The 22,538-nt window shown below is 65.5% G+C and carries 23 protein-coding genes; 16 read left to right on the plus strand and 7 right to left on the minus strand.

Translation table 11 applies throughout. The features are described from left to right. Positions 1–30: 30 nt before the first annotated feature. Entirely contained in the window at positions 31–1,053 is a 1,023-nt protein-coding gene (gene ligD / locus J7I92_RS18290; protein ID WP_214842856.1) for a non-homologous end-joining DNA ligase, read from the plus strand. A gap of 9 nt (positions 1,054–1,062) precedes the next feature. On the opposite strand, the gene J7I92_RS18295 is transcribed toward ligD, so the two are convergent. Beyond that, entirely contained in the window at positions 1,063–1,683 is a 621-nt protein-coding gene (locus J7I92_RS18295) for an L-threonylcarbamoyladenylate synthase (protein ID WP_214842858.1), read from the minus strand. A gap of 160 nt (positions 1,684–1,843) precedes the next feature. On the opposite strand from J7I92_RS18295, the gene J7I92_RS18300 reads away from it, so the two are divergent. Then, on the plus strand, positions 1,844–2,260 hold the full coding sequence (locus J7I92_RS18300; RefSeq protein WP_214842860.1) for a VOC family protein: 417 nt from the start codon (positions 1,844–1,846) through the stop codon (positions 2,258–2,260). Positions 2,261–2,302: 42 nt separating this feature from the next. Here J7I92_RS18300 and J7I92_RS18305 read toward each other — a convergent pair whose 3' ends face one another. Continuing rightward, entirely contained in the window at positions 2,303–2,452 is a 150-nt protein-coding gene (locus tag J7I92_RS18305; protein WP_214842862.1) for a hypothetical protein, read from the minus strand. On the opposite strand from J7I92_RS18305, the gene J7I92_RS18310 reads away from it, so the two are divergent. Next, a complete protein-coding gene (locus J7I92_RS18310; RefSeq protein ID WP_214842863.1) occupies positions 2,438–3,820 on the plus strand; it encodes an MBL fold metallo-hydrolase RNA specificity domain-containing protein in 1,383 nt (460 codons plus the stop codon). The genes J7I92_RS18305 and J7I92_RS18310 overlap by 15 nt on opposite strands. A 171-nt stretch (positions 3,821–3,991) precedes the next feature. After that, complete coding sequence (locus J7I92_RS18315; protein ID WP_214842864.1) at positions 3,992–4,861, plus strand: universal stress protein; 870 nt, start codon at positions 3,992–3,994, stop codon at positions 4,859–4,861. Positions 4,862–4,872: 11 nt separating this feature from the next. Here the strand turns inward: J7I92_RS18315 and J7I92_RS18320 are convergent, their stop codons facing one another. From J7I92_RS18320 to J7I92_RS18335, 4 genes are all read right to left on the minus strand, one after another. Further along, positions 4,873–5,673 (minus strand): maleylpyruvate isomerase family mycothiol-dependent enzyme, encoded by an 801-nt coding sequence (locus J7I92_RS18320; protein WP_214842865.1) that lies wholly within the window; start codon positions 5,671–5,673, stop codon positions 4,873–4,875. Then, positions 5,673–6,521 (minus strand): fumarylacetoacetate hydrolase family protein, encoded by an 849-nt coding sequence (locus J7I92_RS18325; protein ID WP_214842866.1) that lies wholly within the window; start codon positions 6,519–6,521, stop codon positions 5,673–5,675. The genes J7I92_RS18320 and J7I92_RS18325 overlap by 1 nt, the downstream gene beginning before the upstream one ends. After that, entirely contained in the window at positions 6,522–7,661 is a 1,140-nt protein-coding gene (locus J7I92_RS18330; protein ID WP_214842867.1) for a cupin domain-containing protein, read from the minus strand. Between the two features lie 102 nt (positions 7,662–7,763). Continuing rightward, positions 7,764–8,585, minus strand: a complete 822-nt coding sequence (locus J7I92_RS18335) for an IclR family transcriptional regulator (RefSeq protein ID WP_214842869.1) — start codon at positions 8,583–8,585, stop codon at positions 7,764–7,766. Between the two features lie 49 nt (positions 8,586–8,634). On the opposite strand from J7I92_RS18335, the gene J7I92_RS18340 reads away from it, so the two are divergent. The 9 genes from J7I92_RS18340 (at position 8,635) to J7I92_RS18380 (ending at position 16,038) form a co-directional block, all read left to right on the plus strand. Then, on the plus strand, positions 8,635–9,975 hold the full coding sequence (locus J7I92_RS18340; RefSeq protein ID WP_214842871.1) for an aromatic acid/H+ symport family MFS transporter: 1,341 nt from the start codon (positions 8,635–8,637) through the stop codon (positions 9,973–9,975). Next, complete coding sequence (locus J7I92_RS18345) at positions 9,968–11,218, plus strand: FAD-dependent oxidoreductase (RefSeq protein WP_214842872.1); 1,251 nt, start codon at positions 9,968–9,970, stop codon at positions 11,216–11,218. Before J7I92_RS18340 ends, J7I92_RS18345 begins: the two co-directional genes overlap by 8 nt. 100 nt (positions 11,219–11,318) lie before the next feature. Then, on the plus strand, positions 11,319–11,813 hold the full coding sequence (locus J7I92_RS18350) for an HAD domain-containing protein (protein WP_214842875.1): 495 nt from the start codon (positions 11,319–11,321) through the stop codon (positions 11,811–11,813). Positions 11,814–11,982: 169 nt separating this feature from the next. Further along, a complete protein-coding gene (locus tag J7I92_RS18355; protein WP_214842877.1) occupies positions 11,983–13,191 on the plus strand; it encodes an inorganic phosphate transporter in 1,209 nt (402 codons plus the stop codon). Next, complete coding sequence (locus J7I92_RS18360; RefSeq protein WP_214842879.1) at positions 13,192–13,413, plus strand: hypothetical protein; 222 nt, start codon at positions 13,192–13,194, stop codon at positions 13,411–13,413. It abuts the gene before it with no gap. A gap of 239 nt (positions 13,414–13,652) precedes the next feature. Further along, a complete protein-coding gene (locus J7I92_RS18365; RefSeq protein ID WP_214842881.1) occupies positions 13,653–13,823 on the plus strand; it encodes a hypothetical protein in 171 nt (56 codons plus the stop codon). After that, the gene (locus J7I92_RS18370) at positions 13,807–14,589 is read left to right on the plus strand and encodes a hypothetical protein (RefSeq protein WP_214842883.1); all 783 of its coding nucleotides are present in this window, start codon (positions 13,807–13,809) and stop codon (positions 14,587–14,589) included. Before J7I92_RS18365 ends, J7I92_RS18370 begins: the two co-directional genes overlap by 17 nt. Beyond that, the gene (locus J7I92_RS18375; protein WP_214842885.1) at positions 14,586–15,458 is read left to right on the plus strand and encodes a hypothetical protein; all 873 of its coding nucleotides are present in this window, start codon (positions 14,586–14,588) and stop codon (positions 15,456–15,458) included. Before J7I92_RS18370 ends, J7I92_RS18375 begins: the two co-directional genes overlap by 4 nt. Positions 15,459–15,471: 13 nt before the next feature. After that, on the plus strand, positions 15,472–16,038 hold the full coding sequence (locus J7I92_RS18380; protein ID WP_214842887.1) for a dihydrofolate reductase family protein: 567 nt from the start codon (positions 15,472–15,474) through the stop codon (positions 16,036–16,038). A gap of 15 nt (positions 16,039–16,053) precedes the next feature. On the opposite strand, the gene J7I92_RS18385 is transcribed toward J7I92_RS18380, so the two are convergent. Beyond that, positions 16,054–16,518, minus strand: a complete 465-nt coding sequence (locus J7I92_RS18385) for a hotdog fold thioesterase (RefSeq protein ID WP_214842889.1) — start codon at positions 16,516–16,518, stop codon at positions 16,054–16,056. Between the two features lie 211 nt (positions 16,519–16,729). On the opposite strand from J7I92_RS18385, the gene polA reads away from it, so the two are divergent. From polA to rpsA, 3 genes are all read left to right on the plus strand, one after another. Next, positions 16,730–19,369, plus strand: a complete 2,640-nt coding sequence (gene polA / locus J7I92_RS18390; protein ID WP_251040136.1) for a DNA polymerase I — start codon at positions 16,730–16,732, stop codon at positions 19,367–19,369. Between the two features lie 35 nt (positions 19,370–19,404). Then, entirely contained in the window at positions 19,405–20,694 is a 1,290-nt protein-coding gene (locus J7I92_RS18395) for a GNAT family N-acetyltransferase (RefSeq protein ID WP_214842894.1), read from the plus strand. A 205-nt stretch (positions 20,695–20,899) separates the two neighbouring features. Next, positions 20,900–22,378, plus strand: coding sequence for a 30S ribosomal protein S1 (gene rpsA, locus J7I92_RS18400; RefSeq protein ID WP_013600871.1), 1,479 nt, complete (start codon positions 20,900–20,902; stop codon positions 22,376–22,378). Positions 22,379–22,538 lie beyond the last annotated feature (160 nt).

Below are 22,538 nucleotides of genomic sequence, written 5' to 3' on the forward strand. Positions count from 1 at the left end.
GCGGCGCATCGGGCGGGGTAGGTTGTCCCCATGGCGAGCGAAGCGACGACACTTACCGTTGACGGGCAGAACGGCCCCCGTGAAATGCGGATCTCGAGTCCCAGCCGCGTCCTCTGGCCTGATCTGGGCCTGACCAAGCTGGACCTGGCCCGGTACATGGCGGAGGTGGGGGAGGCTTTCATCGCGGCGAACGGCGACCGGCCGGTGGCGTTGCAGCGGTTTTCGGACAACGTGGACGGCGAGCAGTATTTCTCCAAGAACCCGCCAAAGGGAGTACCGGACTTCATCCGGTCGGTGAAGGTGGTCTTTCCGAGTGCGCGCTCGCATCCCATGCTGGTCCTTGATGAACCGGCTGCCGCCGTCTGGGCCGCCCAGATGAATACCGTGGTCTTCCACCCCTGGCCGTCGCGCGCTGAAAATACAGACAACCCGGACCAGTTGCGGATCGACCTCGACCCCCAGCCCGGAACAGACTTCGAGGACGCGATCCCTGCGGCCTTTGAGTTGAAGGATGTGCTCGCGGAAGCCGGCCTGGAAACGTTCATCAAGACCTCCGGGAACCGTGGCCTCCACGTGTATGCCCCCGTGGAGCCGACGCGCGAGTTCCTGGACGTCCGCCACGCTGTCATCGCCGCAGCCCGTGAACTGGAGCGGCGGATGCCCGACAAGGTCACCACCGCCTGGTGGAAGGAAGAGCGCGGCGAACGGGTGTTCGTGGACTTCAACCAGGCCAACCGGGACCGCACAATAGCCGGCGCCTACAGCCCCCGTGCACTGGCCCATGCCCCGGTGTCCTGCCCCATCAGCTGGGACGAACTGGGCACCGCCCACCCGAAGAACTACACCATCCTCACCGTCCCGGAGCGCCTGAAAACCGTTGGAGACCCGTGGGCGGACATGAACGCGAAACCGGGAAAAATCGACGTCCTGCTCGAGTGGTGGAAACGCGACGTCGATGCCGGCCTGGGGGAGCTGCCGTTCCCGCCGGACTACCCGAAGATGCCGGGGGAACCGCCCCGGGTCCAGCCCAGCAGGGCGCGCAAGAAGGACTGACCGGAAGCTCTACTCGAACCGGGACGGATCACCCATGCCGTGCCGCACCACTTCAGCCGAACCGCCGGAGAAGTCGATGACCGTCGTCGGCTCCGCACCGCAGTCACCGGAATCAACCACGGCGTCCACCACGTGGTCCAGCCGTTCCTTGATTTCCCAGCCCTGGGTCAGCGGGTCCTCCTCGTCCGGTAGCAGCAGCGTGCTGGACAGCAGCGGCTCGCCCAGTTCGGCCAGCAGTGCCTGGACCACTGCGTTGTCCGGGATGCGGACTCCCACCGTCTTCTTTTTCGGGTGCAGCAGGCGCTTGGGCACCTCTTTGGTGGCGGGAAGGATGAACGTGTAGCTGCCCGGCGTGACCGCCTTGATGCTGCGGAACACGTCGTTGTCGATCTGGACGAATTGGCCCAGCTGGGCAAAATCCTTGCAGACCAGGGTGAAGTGGTGCTTGCTGTCCAGCTGGCGGATGGCACGGATACGGTCCAGCGCGTCCCGGTTGCCCAGCTGCGCCCCGAGCGCGTAGCAGGAGTCGGTGGGGTACGCGATCAGCCCGCCGGACCGCACCAGCTCCACTACTTGTCCGATCGAGCGCGGCTGGGGGTCATCGGGGTGCACGTCAAAGTATCTCGCCATGCCCCGAGCTTATGGCCCGGCCGGGAATTCTGCACTTGCCCGCGGAAACACCCCTATGCAGTCCCGCCTGACTGGGGCAACATATGAAGTGTTTCAGGCCCGGGCAGCCACCGGATCAGGAGGCGGTCCGGGTTCGACCGGTACGAGAGGACACTTGACGATGACCACGACACTTAATCCCTACCTGGGGTTCCGGGACAATGCGCGGGATGCCATGAACTTCTACCAGTCCGTCTTCGGCGGCGAACTGGCCCTCAGTACCTTCGCCGATTTCCAAGCCAGCGAAGATGCGGGCGAGCAGGACAAGATCATGCACGGCATGCTGACCACCGGGTCAGGCATGGTGCTCATGGGGGCGGATACACCCAAGGACATGAGCTACACACCAGGGGACAACTTCTCCGTCTCCCTCAGCGGCGACGACGACGCCGAACTGCGGGGCTACTGGGAGAAGCTGTCCGACGGCGGCACCGTGACCGTGCCCCTCGATAAGGCGCCGTGGGGCGACACATTCGGAATGTGCACGGACAAGTTCGGCATTGCCTGGCTGGTGAACATCGCGGGTCCCCAGCAGTAAAGGGACCGCCGCGGGATGCGTTCGGCGCCTACTTGCCGGCCGCTACTTTTTGGCCATGAAGTAGGCGTTGAACGGATCCTTCTCCAGCTCCTTCAGCTCCACATTGCCGTGCAACGTGGAGACCGCGTAGAGGAACGTCCCGAAAGTGGGACCTAGCTCGCGAGTACAGGACACACCATGAAGCACGGACACCCGCAACTCAGGTTCCTCGGAGCCACGGACAGCGTGACCGGTTCCAGGTACCTTGTAGAAGCCGGGGGTAAGCGCATCCTCGTCGACTGTGGCCTGTTCCAGGGCTATAAGGTGCTCCGCGACCGCAACCGGATCCCTTTCCACGTCCACCCGCGGTCCATTGACGCCGTGCTGCTGACCCACGCCCATCTCGACCATTCCGGATACATTCCAGCCCTGGTGCGGGGCGGCTTCAGCGGTCCCGTCTATGCCACGGAAGGCACCACGGAGCTGTGCGCCCTGCTCCTTCCGGACAACGGACACTCCCAGGAAGAGGACGCCGCATACGCCCGCGGGACCGGATCGTCCAGGCACAATCCTCCCGTTCCGCTCTATACGGCTGCGGACGCCGCCCGGTCTCTTGACCGTTTCCGGGAACAGGGCTTCGACACGCCCCTGCAGCTTGGAGGTGACATCTGCGCCACGTTCCTGCCCGCCGGTCACATTCTCGGCGCCGCCCAGCTCAGGCTGGAGGTGGAACAACACCACGTACACTTCACCGGCGACCTCGGGCGCAAGGAAGATCCTGTGACGTTTCCGCCCCGGAAACTCGGTGCCACTGACGTGCTCGTCACCGAATCCACGTACGGCAACCGCGCCCACTCGAGCCTTGACCCCGAACTGCAGCTGGGCGAGATCATCACCCGTGTGGCGCAGAAGAACGGCGTGATCATGATTGCCGCGGTCGCCGTGGGACAGGCCGAGACACTGCTGCTGCACCTTTCCCGCCTCCGCGGCAAGAACGCCATTCCGGACCTCCCCGTCTACGTGGACAGCCCCATGGCCATGGATGCCTCCGCACTGTACCAGCGGCACCGCGACGGACACCGGCTCAAGGAGCGCGAGTATGAGGATATGTACAAGACAGCCAGGATGGCCCGGACGGTGGCCGAATCGAACGTGCTGAACCTCCGTGGCGGGCCCATGGTGGTTATTTCCGGCAGCGGCACGCTCACCGGAGGGAGGATCGTGCAGCACATTGCCAAATACGGATCCGATCCGAAGAACGCCATCATCCTCAGCGGCTACCAGACGGGCGGGACACGCGGTGCTGCGCTCGCCGCCGGCGAACGGGAACTGCGCATCCTGGGCCGCGACATTCCCGTCCGCGCCGAAGTGATCCAGGTGCAGGGCCTGGCGGCGCACGCGGACTCCGACGGACTCATCGAGTGGATGGGCTCGGCGGGGCGGCGACCGCGGATGACGTACATTACCCATGGTGAACCGGCAGCGTCCGATGCCCTCCGGGTCAGGATCAAGCGGGAACTCGGATGGCGTGCCCGGGTTCCCGAGCACCTCGAAAGCATCTCCCTCGCCGACCCCCGCTGATCCTGCGCGGCTATACCGACGCGCCCGTGCAGCCGCGCCGGCGACGGCTGGCGAGGGCGCTCCCGCCGGGGCTTAAGGCCCTAACCCCTGCGTCGGCCCCGGAGCACACTGAAGGTGTCAGCGGCCGTCCGTGTGCTGGCCGCAATCCGCGATGGAGAAAAGCAGGGTGTGATGGGCAAGCCAATCGTCGTCGGCATCAATGGCTCCACGGGCAGTGAAGCCGCAATGGCGTGGTCGCTTCACCGGGCGGCCAGGCTCAAGCTCCCGGTCATAGCCATCCACGCCGTGGACGACCGGTGGATGTCCCCGGACTTCCAGTATCACGAACTGATCCGGGAATCAGGCATGGAGCTTCTCAGGCAGGTGCAGGAGGATGCCGCCAAGAAGGAACCGGGCGTTGCCGTCGACGTGCAGCTGCGGCACGGCAGTGCCGGCTCGGCCCTGAAGGAAATGTCCAAAGAAGCGTCCATGGTAGCCATCGGATCGCACCACCGGCACTGGGCCGACGGAGGTCCCATGACTGACCGGGCACTCCAGGTGGTGACCGCCTCGGACAGCCCGGTGGCCGTCATTCCGCAGGACCAGGGACCGGAGGGTCGCGGCGTGGTGGTCGGAGTGGACGGCTCGGAGGAGTCGATGCAGGCCGTCGCGTTCGCCGCGGTGGAAGCGGACCGCGAGGGTGATGAACTGACGGTCCTGCTGGCTTTCCGCCGCCCCGCCCGCTGGGTCCAGAGCGGCATGCCTGCCAGCGGCCTCGCCGAAGTCATCGAGGAAGAGGACAGGATCGTGCTCGCCGAATCCGTCGCCGGGCTCCGGGACAGGTACCCGGACCTCGTGGTGAACCAGCGGCTCGACAAGGACACCGACCCTGCCAAGGCCCTCGTCGAAGCCGCCGCTGATTCCCGCCTCCTGGTGATCGGCAGCCGCGGACGCGGGGGATTCAGCAGGCTCCTGCTCGGCTCAACCGCCCACGCCGTCCTGCTCCGTGTCCCTTGCCCCACGGTGGTCACCCGGCTGCACAGGGTCAAGCACGAGGAATAGCGGGCGTCCCGCTAGATCCACTTGGGTGCCGCAGGCACCTCGGTCAAGACAGCGTCCGACGTCGGCGCTGCGGCTCCCGCTGCGGTGACGCCCGCCGCTGCTCCGCGTTCCGCCCTGACACCGTTAGTGCCGCGGCCGGCGGCCCATCGGGTGATGGCGGCGAGCGGGCCGGTGATGATGACCGGTGTTTCGGTGCTGGTATCTCCGAATGTCATGGCTGGCTGGCCGGTGGTCTTGATGAGGAGTCCGGTGTCGGTTCCGCGGGTGTGCCAGGCTGCGGTGATATCGGTGAGTAGCCGAGCCAGGACGGGTTCGGGGATGTCGGCGAAGGTTGCGCCGTTGTCCAGGTCGACGGCGTGGATCCAGACTTCCCGGGTGCGCATCCAGACGGTTTCCTCGGCCGGAACGGTGCGTCCCTGGGCGGTTTTTACTTTGTGCTGCCAGGCATCTGCGGGGAGGTCGCGCCATTCGACGTTCAGGTGCACCGCGGAGTGGCCAAACAGGTTCCGCAGCGCGATCGGGGACAGGGTGGCGCCGAACTCGATTTCGTGGTCCCGTGCCTCCGGGGAGGGGTACATGGGTGTTTCCACCCCGGTGGCGGCCCATTCGATCAGCCGCGCGATGGCGCGGGCGTTGTAGCCGATGTGCGCCGTGACGTGCCGGCGGGTCCAGCCGGGCAGCAGCGACGCGCCGTCGAAATCCGCGTCGGTGAGCTCGTTGAGTTTGCGGGCGAAGAACGCGGACCCGCGCCGGGCCTGCAGCAGCGCCTCGAGCAGCTGCGGGTCCCTGGTTAGGTCGCTGCGGGCGACCATCAGGCTTCCTTGACCACGCGGTTGTTCAGCCGGCCCAGGCCCTCGATGGTGGTGACCAGGAGCTGGCCTTCCTGCAGGTACCGTTTGGGGTCCTGGGCGTGGCCCACACCACCGGGGGTGCCGGTGGCGATCACGTCGCCCGGGTTCAGCGTGATGATCGTGGAGATGTAGGAGACCAGGAATTCGGGCGTGAACACGAGGTCCCCGGTGGGGGTCTGCTGCTGGATTTCACCGTCCACGGCCGAGGTCATCAGCGGCCCGGCGCTGAATTCGTCGCCAGTGACCAGGGCCGGGCCGAACGGGGTGGACTTCTCCCAGGTCTTGCCCTGGAGCCACTGGATGGTGCGGAACTGGTAGTCGCGCATGCTGATGTCGTTCAGGACGGAGTAGCCGGCAATGTGGTCGGCTGCCTGGGCTTCGGGGATGCGGCGGCCGGACTTGCCGATCACGACGGCGAGTTCGGCTTCCCAGTCCACGGTGTCGGATTCCTGCGGCAGGGCCAGGTCATCGTTCGGGCCGATCAGGGACTCTGCGTACTTGGCGAACAGGGCGGGGTATTCCGGGATGTCGCGGCCCATCTCCTTGATGTGGTTGCGGTAGTTGTGGCCCACGCAGATGATCTTGCCCGGGAACGGGACCACCGGGGCGAGGTCGGCGCCGGCCAGGGGGTGCGTGGCCCCGGATGCGGCTGCTGCTTTTTCTTCCCAGGCGGGATCCTTCAGCAGGGCTCCGACGTCGGCGAACCCGGGGATTTCGGTGAGGGTATCGCCGTCCTGGCGGACCGCCGTCGTGCTCTGGCCGGTGCTGTTGCCGGTGCTGTTGTTGAGGCGGAGGGTGAGGAGTCTCATTTACTTGCGTCCTTCGGTGTACGTGCGGTTGAAGTTCAGGCGTTCAAAAATCGGGGCGTCGCTGAAGCGGAAAAGGTCGAACTCGGTGTCTGACTGCGGGTCCGCTTCCAGGGACCACTGGGTCCAGGAGGGGACGACGAACAGGTCACCCTTGGCCAGGTTCCGGGTTTCGCCGTTCAGGGTGACGGTGCCGGTGCCTTCGAAGACCTGCCAGACGCTCGAGCCGACCTCCCGGAGGGGCTCGGTGGCGGCGCCGGCGCGCAGGCGGTGGAACTCGGCCCGGATCGTGGGCATCACGTCCCCGCCCGTGGTCGGGTTCGAATAGCGGACCGCGGCGTGGCCCTGGGACACCGTGGCCGGGTGGCCCTCATCCTCAAGCAGAAGCTGTTCACGCAGGGCAGCGTCGGTGTGTTCCCACCGGTACGCCGCGATGGGGGAGTTCGTGGTGTTCTCCAGACCCGAGAGGGGCCGCAGGCCCGGATGGGCCCAAAGCCGCTCGGAGCGGGAAACCTCCGGGGTGGCCTCGTCCGTGACGCGTTCGGTGCCGAACTCGAAGAACCCGGCATCCGCGTAGTGCACGAACGGGATATCCAGCCCGTCAATCCATGCCATCGGGGCGTCGGTGTCATTGTGGTGGCCGTGGAAGTTCCAGCCCGGGGTCAGCAGGAAATCCCCTCGGCGCATCGCCACCGGGTCCCCGTTCACCACCGTCCACACCCCCTCGCCCTCCACCACGAACCGGAACGCGTTCTGCGAATGCCGGTGCTCCGGAGCCGTCTCGCGGGCACCCAAGTACTGGATCGCGGCCCACAGCGTCGGCGTCGCGTACGGGGTCCCGGCCAAGCCCGGGTTGGCCAGCGCAATCGCGCGGCGCTCACCGCCGCGCCCCACCGGCACCAGGTCCCCGGCCCGGGCAGCCAGCGGATACAAGTCATCCCACCGCCACACATGCGGCACCGCCTTCGGCGACGGCACCATCGGCATCAAATCCGCGATCTCCGTCCACAACGGGATCAGGTTCTCCCTATCAAAGTCCCGGTACAGCTGCTCCAGCTGCACCGCCTCCTCCGCCGTCGGCTCCGCAGCGACATGCTGCGCAGCAACAGATTCATGGGTTGTGTTCTCGGCGCTGATGGACACGTGAGCCTCCTCGGTGCTTGCGGATCAGTTCGTTTGGCGTGATCCGACTCTAGGAGGACAGCACTGTGAGCCCCAGCATATTCTGCTGAACAGAACTTGCTTCTAGTCCGCGTCGGCGGGATTAGCGGCGATGTCGATCTCCAGTTGGCGGCATGTCTCCCGCATCGCGGGCACCATCCCGGCGTCGAACGCCTGGCGGAAGCGGGTGACCGGCGTGGCGACGCTGAGCGCACCCACAACGTGTCCGTTGCGGTTATGCAGGGCCATTCCCAAGGCACTGATGCCCTCCTCGGTTCCCTCAAAGTTGGCTGCAAAGCCGTTCGCTCGGATCGTTTCGAGTTCACGGAGGAAGCCTGGATATTCGTCGTCGGGAATGCTGTCCCCGCCAATTTCCGCATTCTGGCTCCGGAAGAGCTGTTCGATCAGTGGCAGTTCCAGTTCGGCCAGCATGGCCTTGCCCCCGGACGCCTTGTTGGCGGGCATCACTGTGCCCTGCCGGTCTCCAACACGCAGGACAGTGTCGCCTTCCACCGTGGCCAGGAAACGCACTTTCGTGCCCACCCGGACCATCAGGTTCACGGTTTCATTGATCCGGCTGCAGAGGAGCTCCATGTGCGGCTGTGCCAGGGACCGCAGCAGCCGTGTCCAGCTCAGTCCTGCCGGGCCCACACCCATGGCCGGGCCTGGAACGTAGCGGCGGGTTTCGTCCTGCACGGCAAAGCCGCGGTAGACGAGCATGGCAAGCAGCCGGTGGGCAGTCGACGGAGCCACGCCCAGTTCAGCAGCGGCGTCCTTGAGCCGCAGCGCTCCGCCGTCCCGCAGGAGTTGAAGCAGCTGCAGCGCGTTGTCCACGGCCTCGATGGAATAGGTAGGTTTCTTCTGGACCGGGGCCATCTTCGTGGCGCGCGGGGGAATGTTCTGCATAACAGAATTATATTGTGGTTCATCTCCCGGGGCCGGGACAGTTGGTGGCATGAATCACACACCTTCCGCTGCAGCGCCGGAGCGGCCCGCGCCCGGTCTTTCCCCGTCGATTGCACGTGACGGGCGCCAGCCCCGCTTCCCGCGCCGGTCAGTGCTGGCAGTGCTCGTCTGCTGGCTGCTGGTGGTCTTCGACGGCTACGACCTCATCGTCTACGGCACGGTGCAGTCTTCCCTGATTGCAGATACCGGCTGGGGGCTGACCAAGGCCACCGCAGGAACCATCGGTTCGATGGCGTTCCTGGGCATGATGATCGGAGCCGTCTTCGCCGGCCGCATGGCCGACAGCTGGGGACGCCGGCGCACCATCCTGGGGTGCGCGATCGCTTTCTCCGTTTTCACCATCGCGTGCGCCTTTGCCCCGAACGCGGCGGTCTTCGGCGCGCTTCGGCTGCTGGCCGGCATTGGACTGGGCGGGCTGGTTCCTTCCGCCAATGCACTCGTGGCCGAGCTGGTGCCCGAGAAGTGGCGCTCCACCATCGCCACCCTCATGATGTCCGGTGTTCCGATCGGCGGCTCCATTGCCGCACTGGTGGGCATTCCGCTGATCCCCGCGTTCGGCTGGCCCGCAATGTTCCTCGTTGCCGTCCTGGCCCTGGCCGTCGTCGTTCCCTTGGGGCTGCGGTTCCTGCCGGAGACACTGCCGACGGCACCTCCTGAAACACTTCCCGGAAATGCGGAGAAGCCGGCGGTCGCACCGCAGGAAAAAGCGGGATTCGGTTCCCTGCTGCGCGCGCCCTACCTCGGCGTCAGCCTGCTGTTCGCCCTCGCCACGCTGGCGACGCTCTTTGCCTGGTACGGGCTCGGCACGTGGCTGCCCAACCTGATGCAGCTGGCCGGCTATAACCTCGGTTCGGCACTGACCTTTGCCCTCGCACTGAACCTCGGAGCCGTGGCCGGATCGGTCATCACGGCCTGGGCGGGGACGCGGTACGGTCCGGTGCCGACGGCGATCGCCGCGGCCGGCGTGGCAGCCCTCGCACTGCTGGTGCTGGTGACCGGCCCCTCCGTCACAGTGCTGTACCTCATGCTGGTCCTCGCCGGCGTCGGAACGCACGGCACGCAGTGCCTGGTGATTGCCGCCGTCGCCAGCCATTATCCGGGCCACCTTCGTGGCACGGCGCTCGGGTGGGCGCTAGGAGTGGGCCGAATCGGCGCCGTCGCGGCGCCCCAGGCGGGCGGGCTCCTGCTGGCAGCCGGTCTGGGTGTCAACTCCAACTTCCTCGCCTTTGCGGCAGCCGCCGCCGTTGCAGCCGTCCTGCTTGCCGCGGTGGGAATCAAGCTGAAAACACAAACCTCAACCTCAACCTCAATGGGAGTCAACAATGTCTGAGCACGCAACATCCACGGATGTCCTCGTCATCGGCGGCGGAATGGCCGGCCTCGCAGGTGCACTTGCCCTGCGGGCGAACGGAGCCGACGTCACCCTCGTGGAACGCGCACCCGAGTTCGGCGAGGTGGGCGCGGGGCTGCAGATGGCGCCCAACGCGTCCCGGGTGCTCAAGCGCTGGGGACTGCTGGAGAAGGCACTGGAGATCGGCGTGCAGCCGAAGCACCTGGTGTTCCGTGATGCCGTGACCGGCGAGGAGCTCACCCGCCAGTCCCTGGGCGGCGAATTCGAGGAGCGTTACGGCGCCCCCTACGTGGTCATCCACCGCAGCGACCTGCACCGCGTGCTCCTGGAAGCATGCCAGGAAGCGGGCGTCCGCCTGGTCAACGACGTTTTCGTGGAGAGCGTGGAGACCGTGGACGGCCGCGGGGTGGCGCACACTGCGGCCGGCGTCGATTACGACGCGGACGTGGTGATTGGCGCGGACGGACTGAAGTCCACTCTCCGCCGCTTGGTGGCCAATGACGAACCGGTGGGCTCCGCCTACGTTGCGTACCGCGGCACTGTCCCCATCACGGAGAGCACCCCCAGGACGGATCTCGAGGACGTCATCGTGTACCTGGGGCCGGACTGCCACCTGGTCCAGTACCCCCTGCGCAAGGGCAAACTGCTGAACACCGTGGCTGTCTTCAAATCGGCATCGTTTGAACGCGGCGAAGAGCAGTACGGCGGGGTGGACGAACTGGAGGCCGCCTACAAGGACTGCGTCCCCGCTGTGCAGGACGCGCTCAAGAACCTCGCCACCGGCATCCGCTGGCCCATGTACGACCGCGACCCCATCGAGAACTGGATCGCCGGCCGTATGGTGCTGATGGGCGACGCCGCCCACCCCATGCTCCAGTACCTCGCGCAGGGCGCCTGCCAGGCACTCGAAGATGCCGCCGTGCTGCAGGACGCCAGCAACGGCACCGTATTCACCGACGACGGAGTGGACCCCGCCGCCTGGGACGAAGCGATCCGCCGCTTCAACGAACTTCGGGCCGGCCGCACGGCGAGGGTTCAGCGGACCGCCCGCATCTGGGGCGAGTCCTGGCATGTTTCCGGTTTGGCGCGGACGCTGCGCAACCTGCTCTTCAAGAGCCGCGGGGATGGCAACTTCCAGTACAACGACTGGCTGTACGGGCAGGAGGGCGAAGGAATCCCTGCGGCCGGCCGCACGGAATCGGCCGCGAAAGTTCCCGCCTGATAGCCAGGCCCAGGGCAGGCCGCCTCAGCAGCGAAGGCGTTGCCTGCCCCGGGGCCCGTCGGTAACGTTTTGGGTGGAGCTCCCGGAGGAAGGACCCACCGTGAGGAATGTCTCCCTCTACCTGGATGTGGACGGCGTGATCTGCCCTTTCGGGGCAACAGGAACCACCGACTGGGGGAGCCTGTGGCAGATTTCCGACGCCGGCCTCCTGGAAGTCACGTATGCCCGGGAGCTTGTTGATTCGCTCAACATCCTGACCAGGACACCGGGCCTGCGCTGTGTTTGGCTCACCAGCTGGGAGGACATGGCGCCGGAATACCTGTGCCCTGCCATCGGTCTCGCCGGGGAGGAATGGCCTGTCCTGAGTAGTGACGGGCTGGGCGGCGGCGATAACTGGTGGAAACTCCAGGCGCTGCAGCAGGACATCGAGGCCTCGGCGCCGGACCGTGCCGTGTGGATTGATGACCAGCTTGAATTCGAAGCCGCGGCCCGTGCGTGGGCGTCCATCCTTGGCGCACGGCTGCTGTTAATTTCCCCGCATCCCCGCCGGGGATTGTCCCGGGCTGAGCTGGACGCCGTGCGCGCTTTCCTTTGACTGCATGGTGTTTTGTCCTTCCGGCGTTGACGCGTACGATCGATAGGGTTTCAAGCCTCCTCCGAACAACACTGATGAACGTCCAGTAAAAGCTGGCGCCATCCTGTATGCCGGGCGGGGCACGGGGAAGTGGAACTGCTGACCGTCGACTCTGCAGATTGGGCAACAGGTGGAAATCACCTTCATGGTGGCGCTGGTTATAGCGCTGGCACTTTTTTTCGACTTCACCAACGGCTTTCATGACACCGCCAACGCAATGGCGACGCCTATTGCCACCGGTGCGATCAAGCCCAAGACGGCCGTTGCCCTGGCAGCGGTCCTGAACCTGGTCGGAGCGTTCCTGTCCACGGAAGTGGCCAAAACCGTTTCCGGCGGCATCATCAAGGAAGGGTCCGACGGGATCCAGATCACTCCGGACATCATTTTTGCCGGCCTGATGGGCGCCATCCTGTGGAACATGATCACCTGGCTGAAGGGGCTCCCGTCGAGCTCATCACACGCCCTGTTCGGCGGCCTGATCGGTGCTGCGATCGCCGGCATCGGGATCCACTCGGTTAACTTCGCGTCCCTGATGCAGAAGGTCATCCTCCCCGCCATTTTCGCGCCAATCATTGCCGGTGCCGTGGCCTACGTTTGTACCCGCCTTGCCTACGCCCTGACGTCCCGGCATGATCCGGAGACCGGCAGCAAGCTCACCCAGAAGCGCGGCGGTTTCCGCACCGGACAGATCTTCACGTCCAGCCTGGTAGCACTGGCCCACGGAACCAACGATGCGCAGAAGACCATGGGCATCATCACCCTGGTGCTGATCGCCGCCGGAACCCAGGAGCCGGGCTCCGGACCGCAGTTCTGGGTGATTGCCGCCTGTGCTCTCGCCATTGCCATCGGCACCTACGCCGGTGGCTGGCGGATCATCCGCACCATGGGTTCCGGCCTCACCGACGTCAAACCCGCCCAGGGCTTCGCCGCAGAAAGCAGCACCGCCTCGGCGATCCTCGCTTCCTCGCACCTCGGTTTCGCGCTGTCCACCACGCAGGTGGCCTCCGGATCCGTGATCGGCTCCGGGCTGGGCCGCAAGGGCACCTCGGTGCGCTGGGGCACTGCCGGCCGAATCGCCGTAGGCTGGCTTTTCACTCTTCCTGCCGCCGGGATCGTCGGCGCCCTGACCGCATTGCTTGTCAAGACCGGCATCGTCGGTGTGGTGATCGCGGCCGTCGCCGGGACGGGTGCCGTGCTGTTTATGTTCTTCCAGTCCCGCAAGTCCCACGTGGGCCATCACAATGCCGTGGAGGTCGAGGAGGCCGGACAGGCTGTCCGCTTCCGCAAGAAAAAGGCATTGGCCGCCAGCCGCGCCAACAAGCTGAAGGATGGCAAGTAAATGAAATGGTTGGAACTGGTCCAGGTGGCCGGCGCCACGCTCCTTGCCGCCGCAACCGTGGTTGTCCTGTACTCCATCGGAGTCCGCTTCACCGCCATCGCCGGTGACCCCGAGCAGTCCGCTCCTCGCTGGATGAAGTCGCTCGCCTACGTTTGCTTCGGCCTCTGCGGCGTCGCAGTGCTGTTCGGCCTGTACCTGATCATCCCGTACTTCAATAAGTAGGGCTGCTCCGGCAAATAGGGCTGCGCAAATAGGGCTGCTCTGGCGGATATCGCCCGACGGGGGAATAGTTAACACTGTTTAAGCGTGTTTGGCCCGGCGTGGCTGCCGGACCATACCGGGAGTCCTCCCGATGGTTCTATCCAGGCCGGTTCTCCCTGCCGGGAACCGCAAGCAGGTGGGTCTGTCATGCGCAGTCAAACCGGGGCTTCGGCCCGAATAGCGGGTACCGCCACGGCGGTGTGCCTGCTGGCTTTGACGAGCGGATGCTTCGGCCCACCGCCTGCCCCGCCGTCGTCGTCGGAACCGCAAACAAGTACAACGTCGGCGTCCTCCTCTGCAGCGACACCTTCCGGGAGTGCTTCCTCCGCCAACGGAAACCCAACGGCTGCGCCGTTGCCCGGCCCCGGTGACGGCCCGCCTGCGCCCGACGCACTCGTCATCCGCTGGATCCCCATCGGTCCGGCGTCCCCGTCCGATCCGCCCGAGGGGACCCTCTACGAACTCCTGCGCAAGCGGGACTGCAGCGGTTTGCGGGAATCCACCCTCACCACGGCGTTCCCGGCGGTCTGGTCTGCGGCCGAGGCAACCTGCGAGGCGCTGGCCACGGACCTGCCCCGGGATTGGCAGCGGGCGGGGGACGAACTGGGTCGCGTCCCTGACCTGCCGCGCAGCAGGTGCTGGGAAATCAAAGTCATCGAATCGCTGCGCCAGGCCGTGGAGCTCCGGGCCGCTCATCCGGGCGGCCGGCTCTACGTCGATAGTGCAGGCGCAGGGGACGACTGCCCCCGCCGGCTGAGAGGGCTGACAGTGCTCGACGGGCCCCACGCCGGCGCGGCGCCGCCTCTGGTCCCCGCCGGCGGCGGACCCCCGGTGCAGCTGGAGGGGTTCCTGGTGAATGTGGATCGCGTGCTGGTGAACGGGAGCCCGGTTGAAGCCGAAGGACCGCAGTTCGGCCCCTTCGTGTTTTATGCCCCGCCGTCCGGGGGTGCTACCTCCGCCACGGTCACAGTGGAGGCGTCGCCTCCGGTTTCCGGTACAGCCGAGTTATTCTACGACCCGGCAGTGCCCGGTCCGGGTCCCGGCCCGACCGGCACTTCCACGGCGCCGCCTTCGACACCGCCTCCTACTACGCCGCCTCCGACGGGCGGGGCTTCGCCGGCAGAGCCGCCGTCATGAGCGGTGAACCGGAGGCGGCGGATCCCCGCTGGAAACGCGCCGTGGACATGCTGGCGGTCGTCGGCCCGCCGTTGACCATGGCAACGGCCCTGCTGGTTTACTTCGGGTGGGCGCGGACTGATGCCCAGGCGAAGGCGATGGGACTGGACGTGAGTCTCTTCGGGTACACCGTGCAGGATTTTGTCCTTAGGAGCATTCCGTCGTTGTTCATCCCGCTGGTCTGGCTGCTGATTGTGGCTGTCCTGTGGCTGGCCCTGGACCGCTTTCTGGCCGGTCACCTCGTTGCCGGCCGCGTCGCAGGCATCCGTCGGCTGGCGGCGGTGATTCTGGTTGGCGGGGTGGCCTGTGCCGCCGCAATGTGGCTGGTGGTGATGCTCCAGCCGGAACGAACCGTGCTGTTTGTGCCGTACATCATGGCCGCCGGTGTCCTTCTGGCGGCATGGGGCCTGAGCCTGTGGCGGCGGTCCACGGAAGCGTCCGGCCGCAGCTTCAGTCCGTTGTCCAGGGGATCCGAAAAGACCCTCATCTTCTGCCTGGTGACCCTGTTGCTTTTCTGGGGCACATCGGACTACGCCCAGGCCCTGGGCAGGGGACTGGCGGTCAGCTACGAACAGCGGTCCGCGCTCCTGCCCACCGCAGTTGTCTACAGCAAGGACCCGCTGGGCATCAGCGCGCCCAACGTTCGCGAACAGCCCGGCGGCACCGCTGAGCATCCTGTCTACCAGTACAGCGGCCTCCGGCTCCTGGTGGTCAGCGGGGGGCGCATCTTCCTGCTCAACGAGGGCTGGACGCTGCGGAGCGGCAAAGTGGTGGTGCTCCGCGATGATCCCGGGGTGCGCGTGGAGTATGGGAACCCCGAGTCGAAATGATTAGGCTGGGGTCATGTCCCGTCTCCAGTACTTCGTGGCTCAGTCCCTCGACGGATTCATCGCCACATCAGATGACAACCTGGCATGGCTCCTGCAGTTTGACGGCTTCGAGGGCGGCGGAGAAAGCTACGAAGCCTTCATGGCCGGGGTCGGCTGCATCGTGATGGGCGGCGAAACCTACACCTGGCTGATGGAGCACGAGCCGGGCAAGTGGCCCTATCCTGACACCCCGTGCTGGGTCTTCACCCACCACGAATATTCACCGCCGCGGGGAGCGGACATCACCTTCGTCCGGGGCGACGTCCGCGAGTTCATGGACGACTTCAGGGCTGAGGCGGGGGACAAGAACGTCTGGCTGGTGGGCGGCGGGGAGCTCGCGGCCCAGTTCGCCGACGCCGGCCTGCTGGATGAAATCATCGTGTCCATCATTCCGGTGGTGCTCGGCGCGGGCAAGCAGCTGCTCCCCATCAAGGCCGGCCCCACGCCGCCGCTGGAACTGGTGGCGTCCAACACCATGGGCCGGGGCATCGTGGAGCTACGCTACCGGCTCGGCAGTACGCCGGACAGGGCGCCTGACTGACCCGGCACGGGGAAGTCAGGAAGCGCTGTTGCGGATCAGGTTGGTGATCCGGGCGGTGGACAGCCGGCGGCCCTTTTCATCGGTCATCACAATCTCGTGCGTGGTCAGAGTGCGGCCCAGGTGGATGGCGGTACAGGTTCCGGTCACCGTGCCGGAGGCTATGGCACGGTGATGGGTTGCCCCTACTTCTATTCCCACCGCATGCCGCCCCGGTCCGGCGTGCATCCCCGCCGCGAACGAGCCGAGCGTCTCGGCCAGCACCACGTGCGCGCCGCCGTGCAGGATCCCGGCCACCTGCGTGTTGCCTTCCACGGGCATGGTGGCAACCGTGCGTTCGGGGGACATTTCAAGGAAGTGGATGCCCATCTTCACTACCAGCGCGCCAACACCGTACTCGGCCAGCCACTCATGCATTTCTTCCGGGACTCCGGCAGCTGTCAGTTCGGCGGCGAACTGCCCGGGCGTGAAATTGTCCATCATGCCAACTAGGCTGGCACTTGTGAGCGAAACTACCAAACCGGCCCTAGCCCCCTCTGCTACAGACATCCTCCCGGCAACTGAGTCCGAATCAGTAACTGCGGCCACGCCCGCCCGGAAAACAACGCGGACCACGGAGCCGGTTTCCGCTACCGAGGCCCCTGTGATTCCCATCACGGACCAGCCCCGCCTCCTGGTGCTGGACGGGCACTCGATGGCGTTCCGGGCGTTCTTCGCCCTGCCTGCGGACAAGTTCTCCACCGCAAACGGGCAGCACACCAACGCCATCCATGGATTCACGTCCATGCTCATCAACCTGATCAAGGAACAGAAGCCCACCCACATCGCCGTGGCCTTCGATGTCTCGGATGAAACCACCCACCGGAAAGCTGAGTACAGCGAATACAAGGGCGGCCGGAACGAAACGCCCCGGGAGATGAGCGGCCAGATCGACCTCATCGACAAGGTCATGCAGGCCTGGGGCATCAAGACGATCAAACTGCCCGGCTACGAGGCCGATGACGTCCTGGCGACTCTCGCCACGATGGGCGAAAAGGCCGGCTACGAAGTACTCCTCGTGACGGGTGACCGTGACGCCTTCCAACTCATTACCGACAACGTGTTTGTGCTCTACCCCCGCAAAGGCGTCAGCGACATTCCCCGGTTGGACACCGCGGCGATCCTGGAGAAGTATTTTGTGACGCCGCCGCAGTACTCGGACCTCGCCGCCCTGGTGGGGGAGTCCGCGGACAACCTCCCGGGGGTTCCCGGCGTCGGCCCCAAAACGGCAGCCAAGTGGATCAACCTTTATGGCGGTCTGGAAGGGGTCCTGGAGCACCTCGACAAGATCGGCGGCAAAGTGGGGGATGCGCTCAGGGCCAATGTCGAGGCCGTCAGGCGCAACCGGAAGCTGAACCGGCTGCACACGGATCTGGAGCTTCCGGTGACGCTGGACGAGCTGGCCGACCCGCGGCCGGACCAGGCTGCCCTGGAGCAGCTGTTCGACGACCTCGAATTCAAGACCATCCGCGCCCGGCTCTTTGCGCTCTACGGCAGCGAGGTTGTTGAAGCGGAGCGGGAAAGCCTGGACACCCCGGACTTCGTGACCCCGGTCAGCGCCGCCGAACTGACCGCGTTCCTCGAGGCGGGTGCCGGCAAACGCTCAGCTGTCGCCGTTGACCTCGTGCCGGGCCGCATCGGTGAAGATGCCGCCGCGGTGGCGATTGTCCACGAGGGCGGGGCTGCCTACATCGACCTGGCCAGCCAGGACGCCGCCGCCGAGAACGTCCTGGCCGGCTGGCTCAAGGACCCGAGTGCAGCCAAAGTCATGCACGGTTACAAGGCCGCCATCAAAGCCCTGCACAGCCGCGGACTGGGCCTGGAGGGTGTGGTGGACGACACCTCGATCTCCGGTTACCTCATCCAGCCGGACCGCCGGACCTATGAGCTCGCCGAACTGGCCCAGCACCACCTGAACATCATCATCTCGTCCGAAACCGCCAAGGCAGGCCAGCTCGAGCTGGCGTTTGACGGGGAAGACGAAGCCACAGCCGGCGCACTCGTCCACGCGGCCGCCGTCGTCCAGGCCCTGAGCCGCTACTTCGAGTCGGAACTGACGGAACGCCAGGCTGCGGACCTGCTGGCCACCCTTGAGCTGCCCGTCAGCCGGGTTCTGGCTGACATGGAACTTGCAGGAATTGCCATCGACATGGCCCGCATGGACGAACAGTTGGCGGATCTCGCGAAGGTGATCGACAACGCCCAGGAGCTTGCCTTCGCAGCCATCGGCCACCCGGTGAATCTCGGATCACCCAAGCAGCTCCAGACGGTGTTGTTCGAGGAACTCGGCCTGCCCAAGACCAAGAAAATCAAGTCCGGGTACACCACCGACGCCGCATCGCTGAAGAACCTGCTGGAAAAGACGGGGCACGAATTCCTGGTCCAGCTGATGGCGCACCGCGAGTCTTCAAAGCTGAGCCAGATGCTGGAGACGCTGAAGAAGTCTGTCGCAGAGGACGGCCGGATCCACACCACCTATGCGCAGAACGTCGCAGCGACGGGCCGGATCTCGTCCAACAACCCCAACCTGCAGAACATCCCCATCCGAAGCGAGGAAGGCCGGCGCGTCCGCGGCATCTTCGTGGTCAGCGAAGGCTACGACTGCCTGCTGTCCGCGGACTACTCGCAGATCGAAATGCGCATCATGGCCCACCTGTCGGGGGACGCCGGCCTGATCCAGGCGTACAGGGACGGCGAGGACCTCCACCGGTTCGTGGGGTCCAACATCTTCCATGTGCCAACTGACCAGGTGACCAGCGCCATGCGGTCCAAGGTCAAGGCGATGTCTTACGGCCTTGCTTACGGCCTGACGTCATTCGGCCTCTCCAAGCAGCTGGAGATTTCCGTAGACGAGGCGCGGACCCTCATGAAGGACTACTTCGACCGGTTCGGCGCCGTCCGCGACTACCTCCGCGGCGTGGTGGACCAGGCCCGGATCGACGGCTACACGGCCACGATCGAGGGGCGCCGCCGTTATCTTCCGGACCTCACCAGCACCGACCGCCAGCTGCGCGAGAATGCGGAGCGCATTGCGCTGAACTCTCCCATCCAGGGGTCCGCGGCTGACATCATCAAGCGCGCCATGCTGGGCGTGCATGCGGAACTGGCGGCCCAGGGCCTGAAGTCGCGCATGCTGCTGCAGGTCCATGACGAACTGGTCCTGGAGGTCGCGGCGGGGGAGCGTGAGGCTGTGGAGAAGCTGGTGACGGAGCAGATGGGCGCCGCGGCCCGGCTGAGCGTTCCGCTCGACGTCCAGATCGGCGTCGGCACCAGCTGGTACGACGCCGGCCACTAGCTGGTTCAAGCATTCGGTTCAAGGGGGAGCGGTACGTGGCAGACAAGTACGAGATCCGGAGGTTCAGCGCGGCGGAAAAGGGCGCGCCCGGCTATGCCCAGGGAACCGACTGGATTCAGGCCGTGGGATTCGGCTTCCACGATTCCCGCCGGAATGACGACTTCGTGGACAAGATCATGGACATGTACCGCGCAGATGGCCGTGAGCTGACCGGCGTCTATCAGACCGGGGAGGTGGCTCCGCATTCCCTGGGCTCAGACATTCCGGTGGCCACGTTCGGAACCCTGCGGAAAGACCTGAACGTCGGCTACGGTCGCCAGCTCCGGACGCACATGGTGACAGCGGTGACCGTGCGCGGGACGCACCGGCGGCAGGGACTGCTGCGCCGCATGATGAGCGAGGACCTGTCCGCGGCGAAAGCGGACGGGTTGGCGATGGCGGCGCTGACCGCTTCGGAAGGGTCCATCTACGGGCGGTTCGGCTACGGCGTTGCCACCTTTGAGCGCAGCATCAAGGTGGACACCGGACCCCGCTTTGGACTCCGGCACGTGCAGTCGGGGACCGTGGAGATTGCCGACCGGAAAGTCCTCCTTGAGCTGGCTCCCGAAGTGTTCGAACGCGTGCACCGGCTTACCCCGGGGTCCATCCTCAGGCAGGACGCCTACCGGCAGAACGTGTCGGGAACCGTTGGGCGGGAGGGCAAGGAAGATGAAGCCATCAAGTGCGCGCTCCACTATGATGCCGCCGGAACCGTGGACGGCTACGTTTCCTACAAGTTCGCCGGCTGGGACTCCAAGCCGTACACCGTTGACGTGGTGGACCTCGTTGCCGCCACCGATGCTGCCTACCTTGAGCTGTGGCAGTTCCTCGGGACGATCGACCTTGTCCAGCGCATCAGCTGGCCGGACGCGCCGGTGGACGATCCGCTGGGGTGGGCGTTAACGGACCCGCGTTGCGTCGAGGCCTCGGACCACCGGGACATGCTGTGGCTCCGGATCCTGGACAGCCTGCGGGCGCTGGGTGCCAGGCGTTACTCTGCGGATGGAACGCTGGTCCTGGGGATTGCGGACTCGCTGGACTTCGCTGGCGGGACGTTCGTTCTGGACGTGAAGGACGGCGAGGCCACCGTTTCAGTGGCCGGTCCGGAAACACGGGCGGACCTGTCCATGGATGTGGCCGACCTTGCCTCCATCTACCTCGGCGCTGTCTGCCCCGTGACGTTGAACGCGGCGGGACGGATCCAGGAACACACCGAAGGTGCCGGGGTCCGCGCGAAGCTGATGTTCGCCGTCGAGCGGGCGCCGCACTGCCTGACCCATTTCTGACGTGCCCAACGGGCCGGCCGCTTTGACCCGTGTTGGAGGCTACGACTAGAATAAACGGGCGTGTACTACGTGCACGTATCTAGAATCCACAAATCAGGATGAACCTGGCAGATCCATGCGTTCTGCCATCATCTGCGGGCCCGTCAATGCGGGTGCGCGGCGGTCCGCCTGACCGACTAACTATCCACAACGGAGCCCCTACTACATGACCATCACCTCCACCGAGAAGCCCGGTACCCCCGTAGTCGCGATTAACGACATCGGTACCGCTGAGGACTTCCTCGCAGCAGTCGACGCCACCATCAAGTACTTCAACGACGGAGACCTCGTCGAAGGTACCGTCGTCAAGGTCGACCGCGACGAAGTTCTGCTCGACATCGGTTACAAGACCGAAGGTGTCATCCCCTCCCGCGAGCTTTCCATCAAGCACGACGTTGATCCCGGAGACGTCGTCTCCGTTGGCGATCAGGTCGAAGCCCTGGTGCTCACCAAGGAAGACAAAGAAGGCCGCCTGATCCTCTCCAAGAAGCGTGCTCAGTACGAGCGCGCCTGGGGCGACATCGAGAAGGTCAAGGAAGAAGACGGTGTCGTCACCGGTACCGTCATCGAGGTTGTCAAGGGTGGTCTTATCCTCGACATCGGTCTGCGCGGCTTCCTGCCCGCATCCCTCGTCGAGATGCGCCGTGTGCGCGACCTTGCTCCGTACATCGGTCAGCAGATCGAAGCCAAGATCATCGAGCTGGACAAGAACCGCAACAACGTTGTGCTGTCCCGCCGTGCATGGCTCGAGCAGACCCAGTCCGAGGTCCGCTCCACGTTCCTCAACAAGCTGGAAAAGGGCCAGGTCCGTCCCGGCGTCGTTTCCTCCATCGTCAACTTCGGTGCCTTCGTGGACCTGGGCGGCGTAGACGGCCTGGTTCACGTTTCCGAGCTGTCCTGGAAGCACATCGACCACCCGTCCGAGGTTGTCGAAGTTGGCCAGGAAGTCACCGTCGAGGTTCTCGAGGTCGACCTGGACCGCGAGCGTGTCTCCCTGTCGCTCAAGGCTACGCAGGAAGACCCGTGGCAGACCTTCGCCCGCACCCACGCCCTCGGCCAGGTTGTTCCGGGTAAGGTCACCAAGCTCGTTCCGTTCGGTGCGTTCGTACGCGTCGAAGACGGCATCGAAGGCCTCGTGCACATCTCCGAGCTGGCAGTCCGCCACGTTGAGCTGGCTGAGCAGGTTGTCTCCGTTGGCGACGAGCTGTTCGTCAAGGTCATCGACATCGACCTCGAGCGCCGCCGCATCTCCCTCTCCCTCAAGCAGGCTAACGAGGGCGTTGACGCTGACAGCACCGAATTCGATCCGGCACTCTACGGCATGGCCGCCGAGTACGACGAAGAGGGCAACTACAAGTACCCGGAGGGCTTCGACCCGGAGTCCAACGAGTGGCTTGAAGGCTACGAGAACCAGCGCGCAGCCTGGGAGCAGCAGTACGCTGACGCCCAGACCCGCTGGGAAGCACACAAGAAGCAGGTTGCCCAGCACGCTGCCGACGACGCTGCAGCTGCAACGTCCGGCGACAGCGACTCCGGCACCACCAGCTACTCCTCCGAGCCGGCTGCTGAGTCGAACGCTGGGGCCGGTACCCTTGCTTCGGACGAGGCTCTTGCCGCACTGCGCGAGAAGCTGACCGGCAACTAATTTGCCGGTAGTCCCTGGGATCTGATTCCCCGGGAGCCAGGCAGTTAGCACGCTGAAGGTGGCCGTCCCCGGAAGGGGGCGGTCACCTTTTTGTTTACCGCGGTATTTTGTTGGCCGAGCTTTTTGTTTGGCCGGACTTTTGTGTTTGGCCGGACTTTCG

The organism is Arthrobacter sp. ISL-72 (assembly GCF_018613755.1).
In the GTDB taxonomy this organism is placed as follows: Bacteria; Actinomycetota; Actinomycetes; order Actinomycetales; family Micrococcaceae; genus Arthrobacter.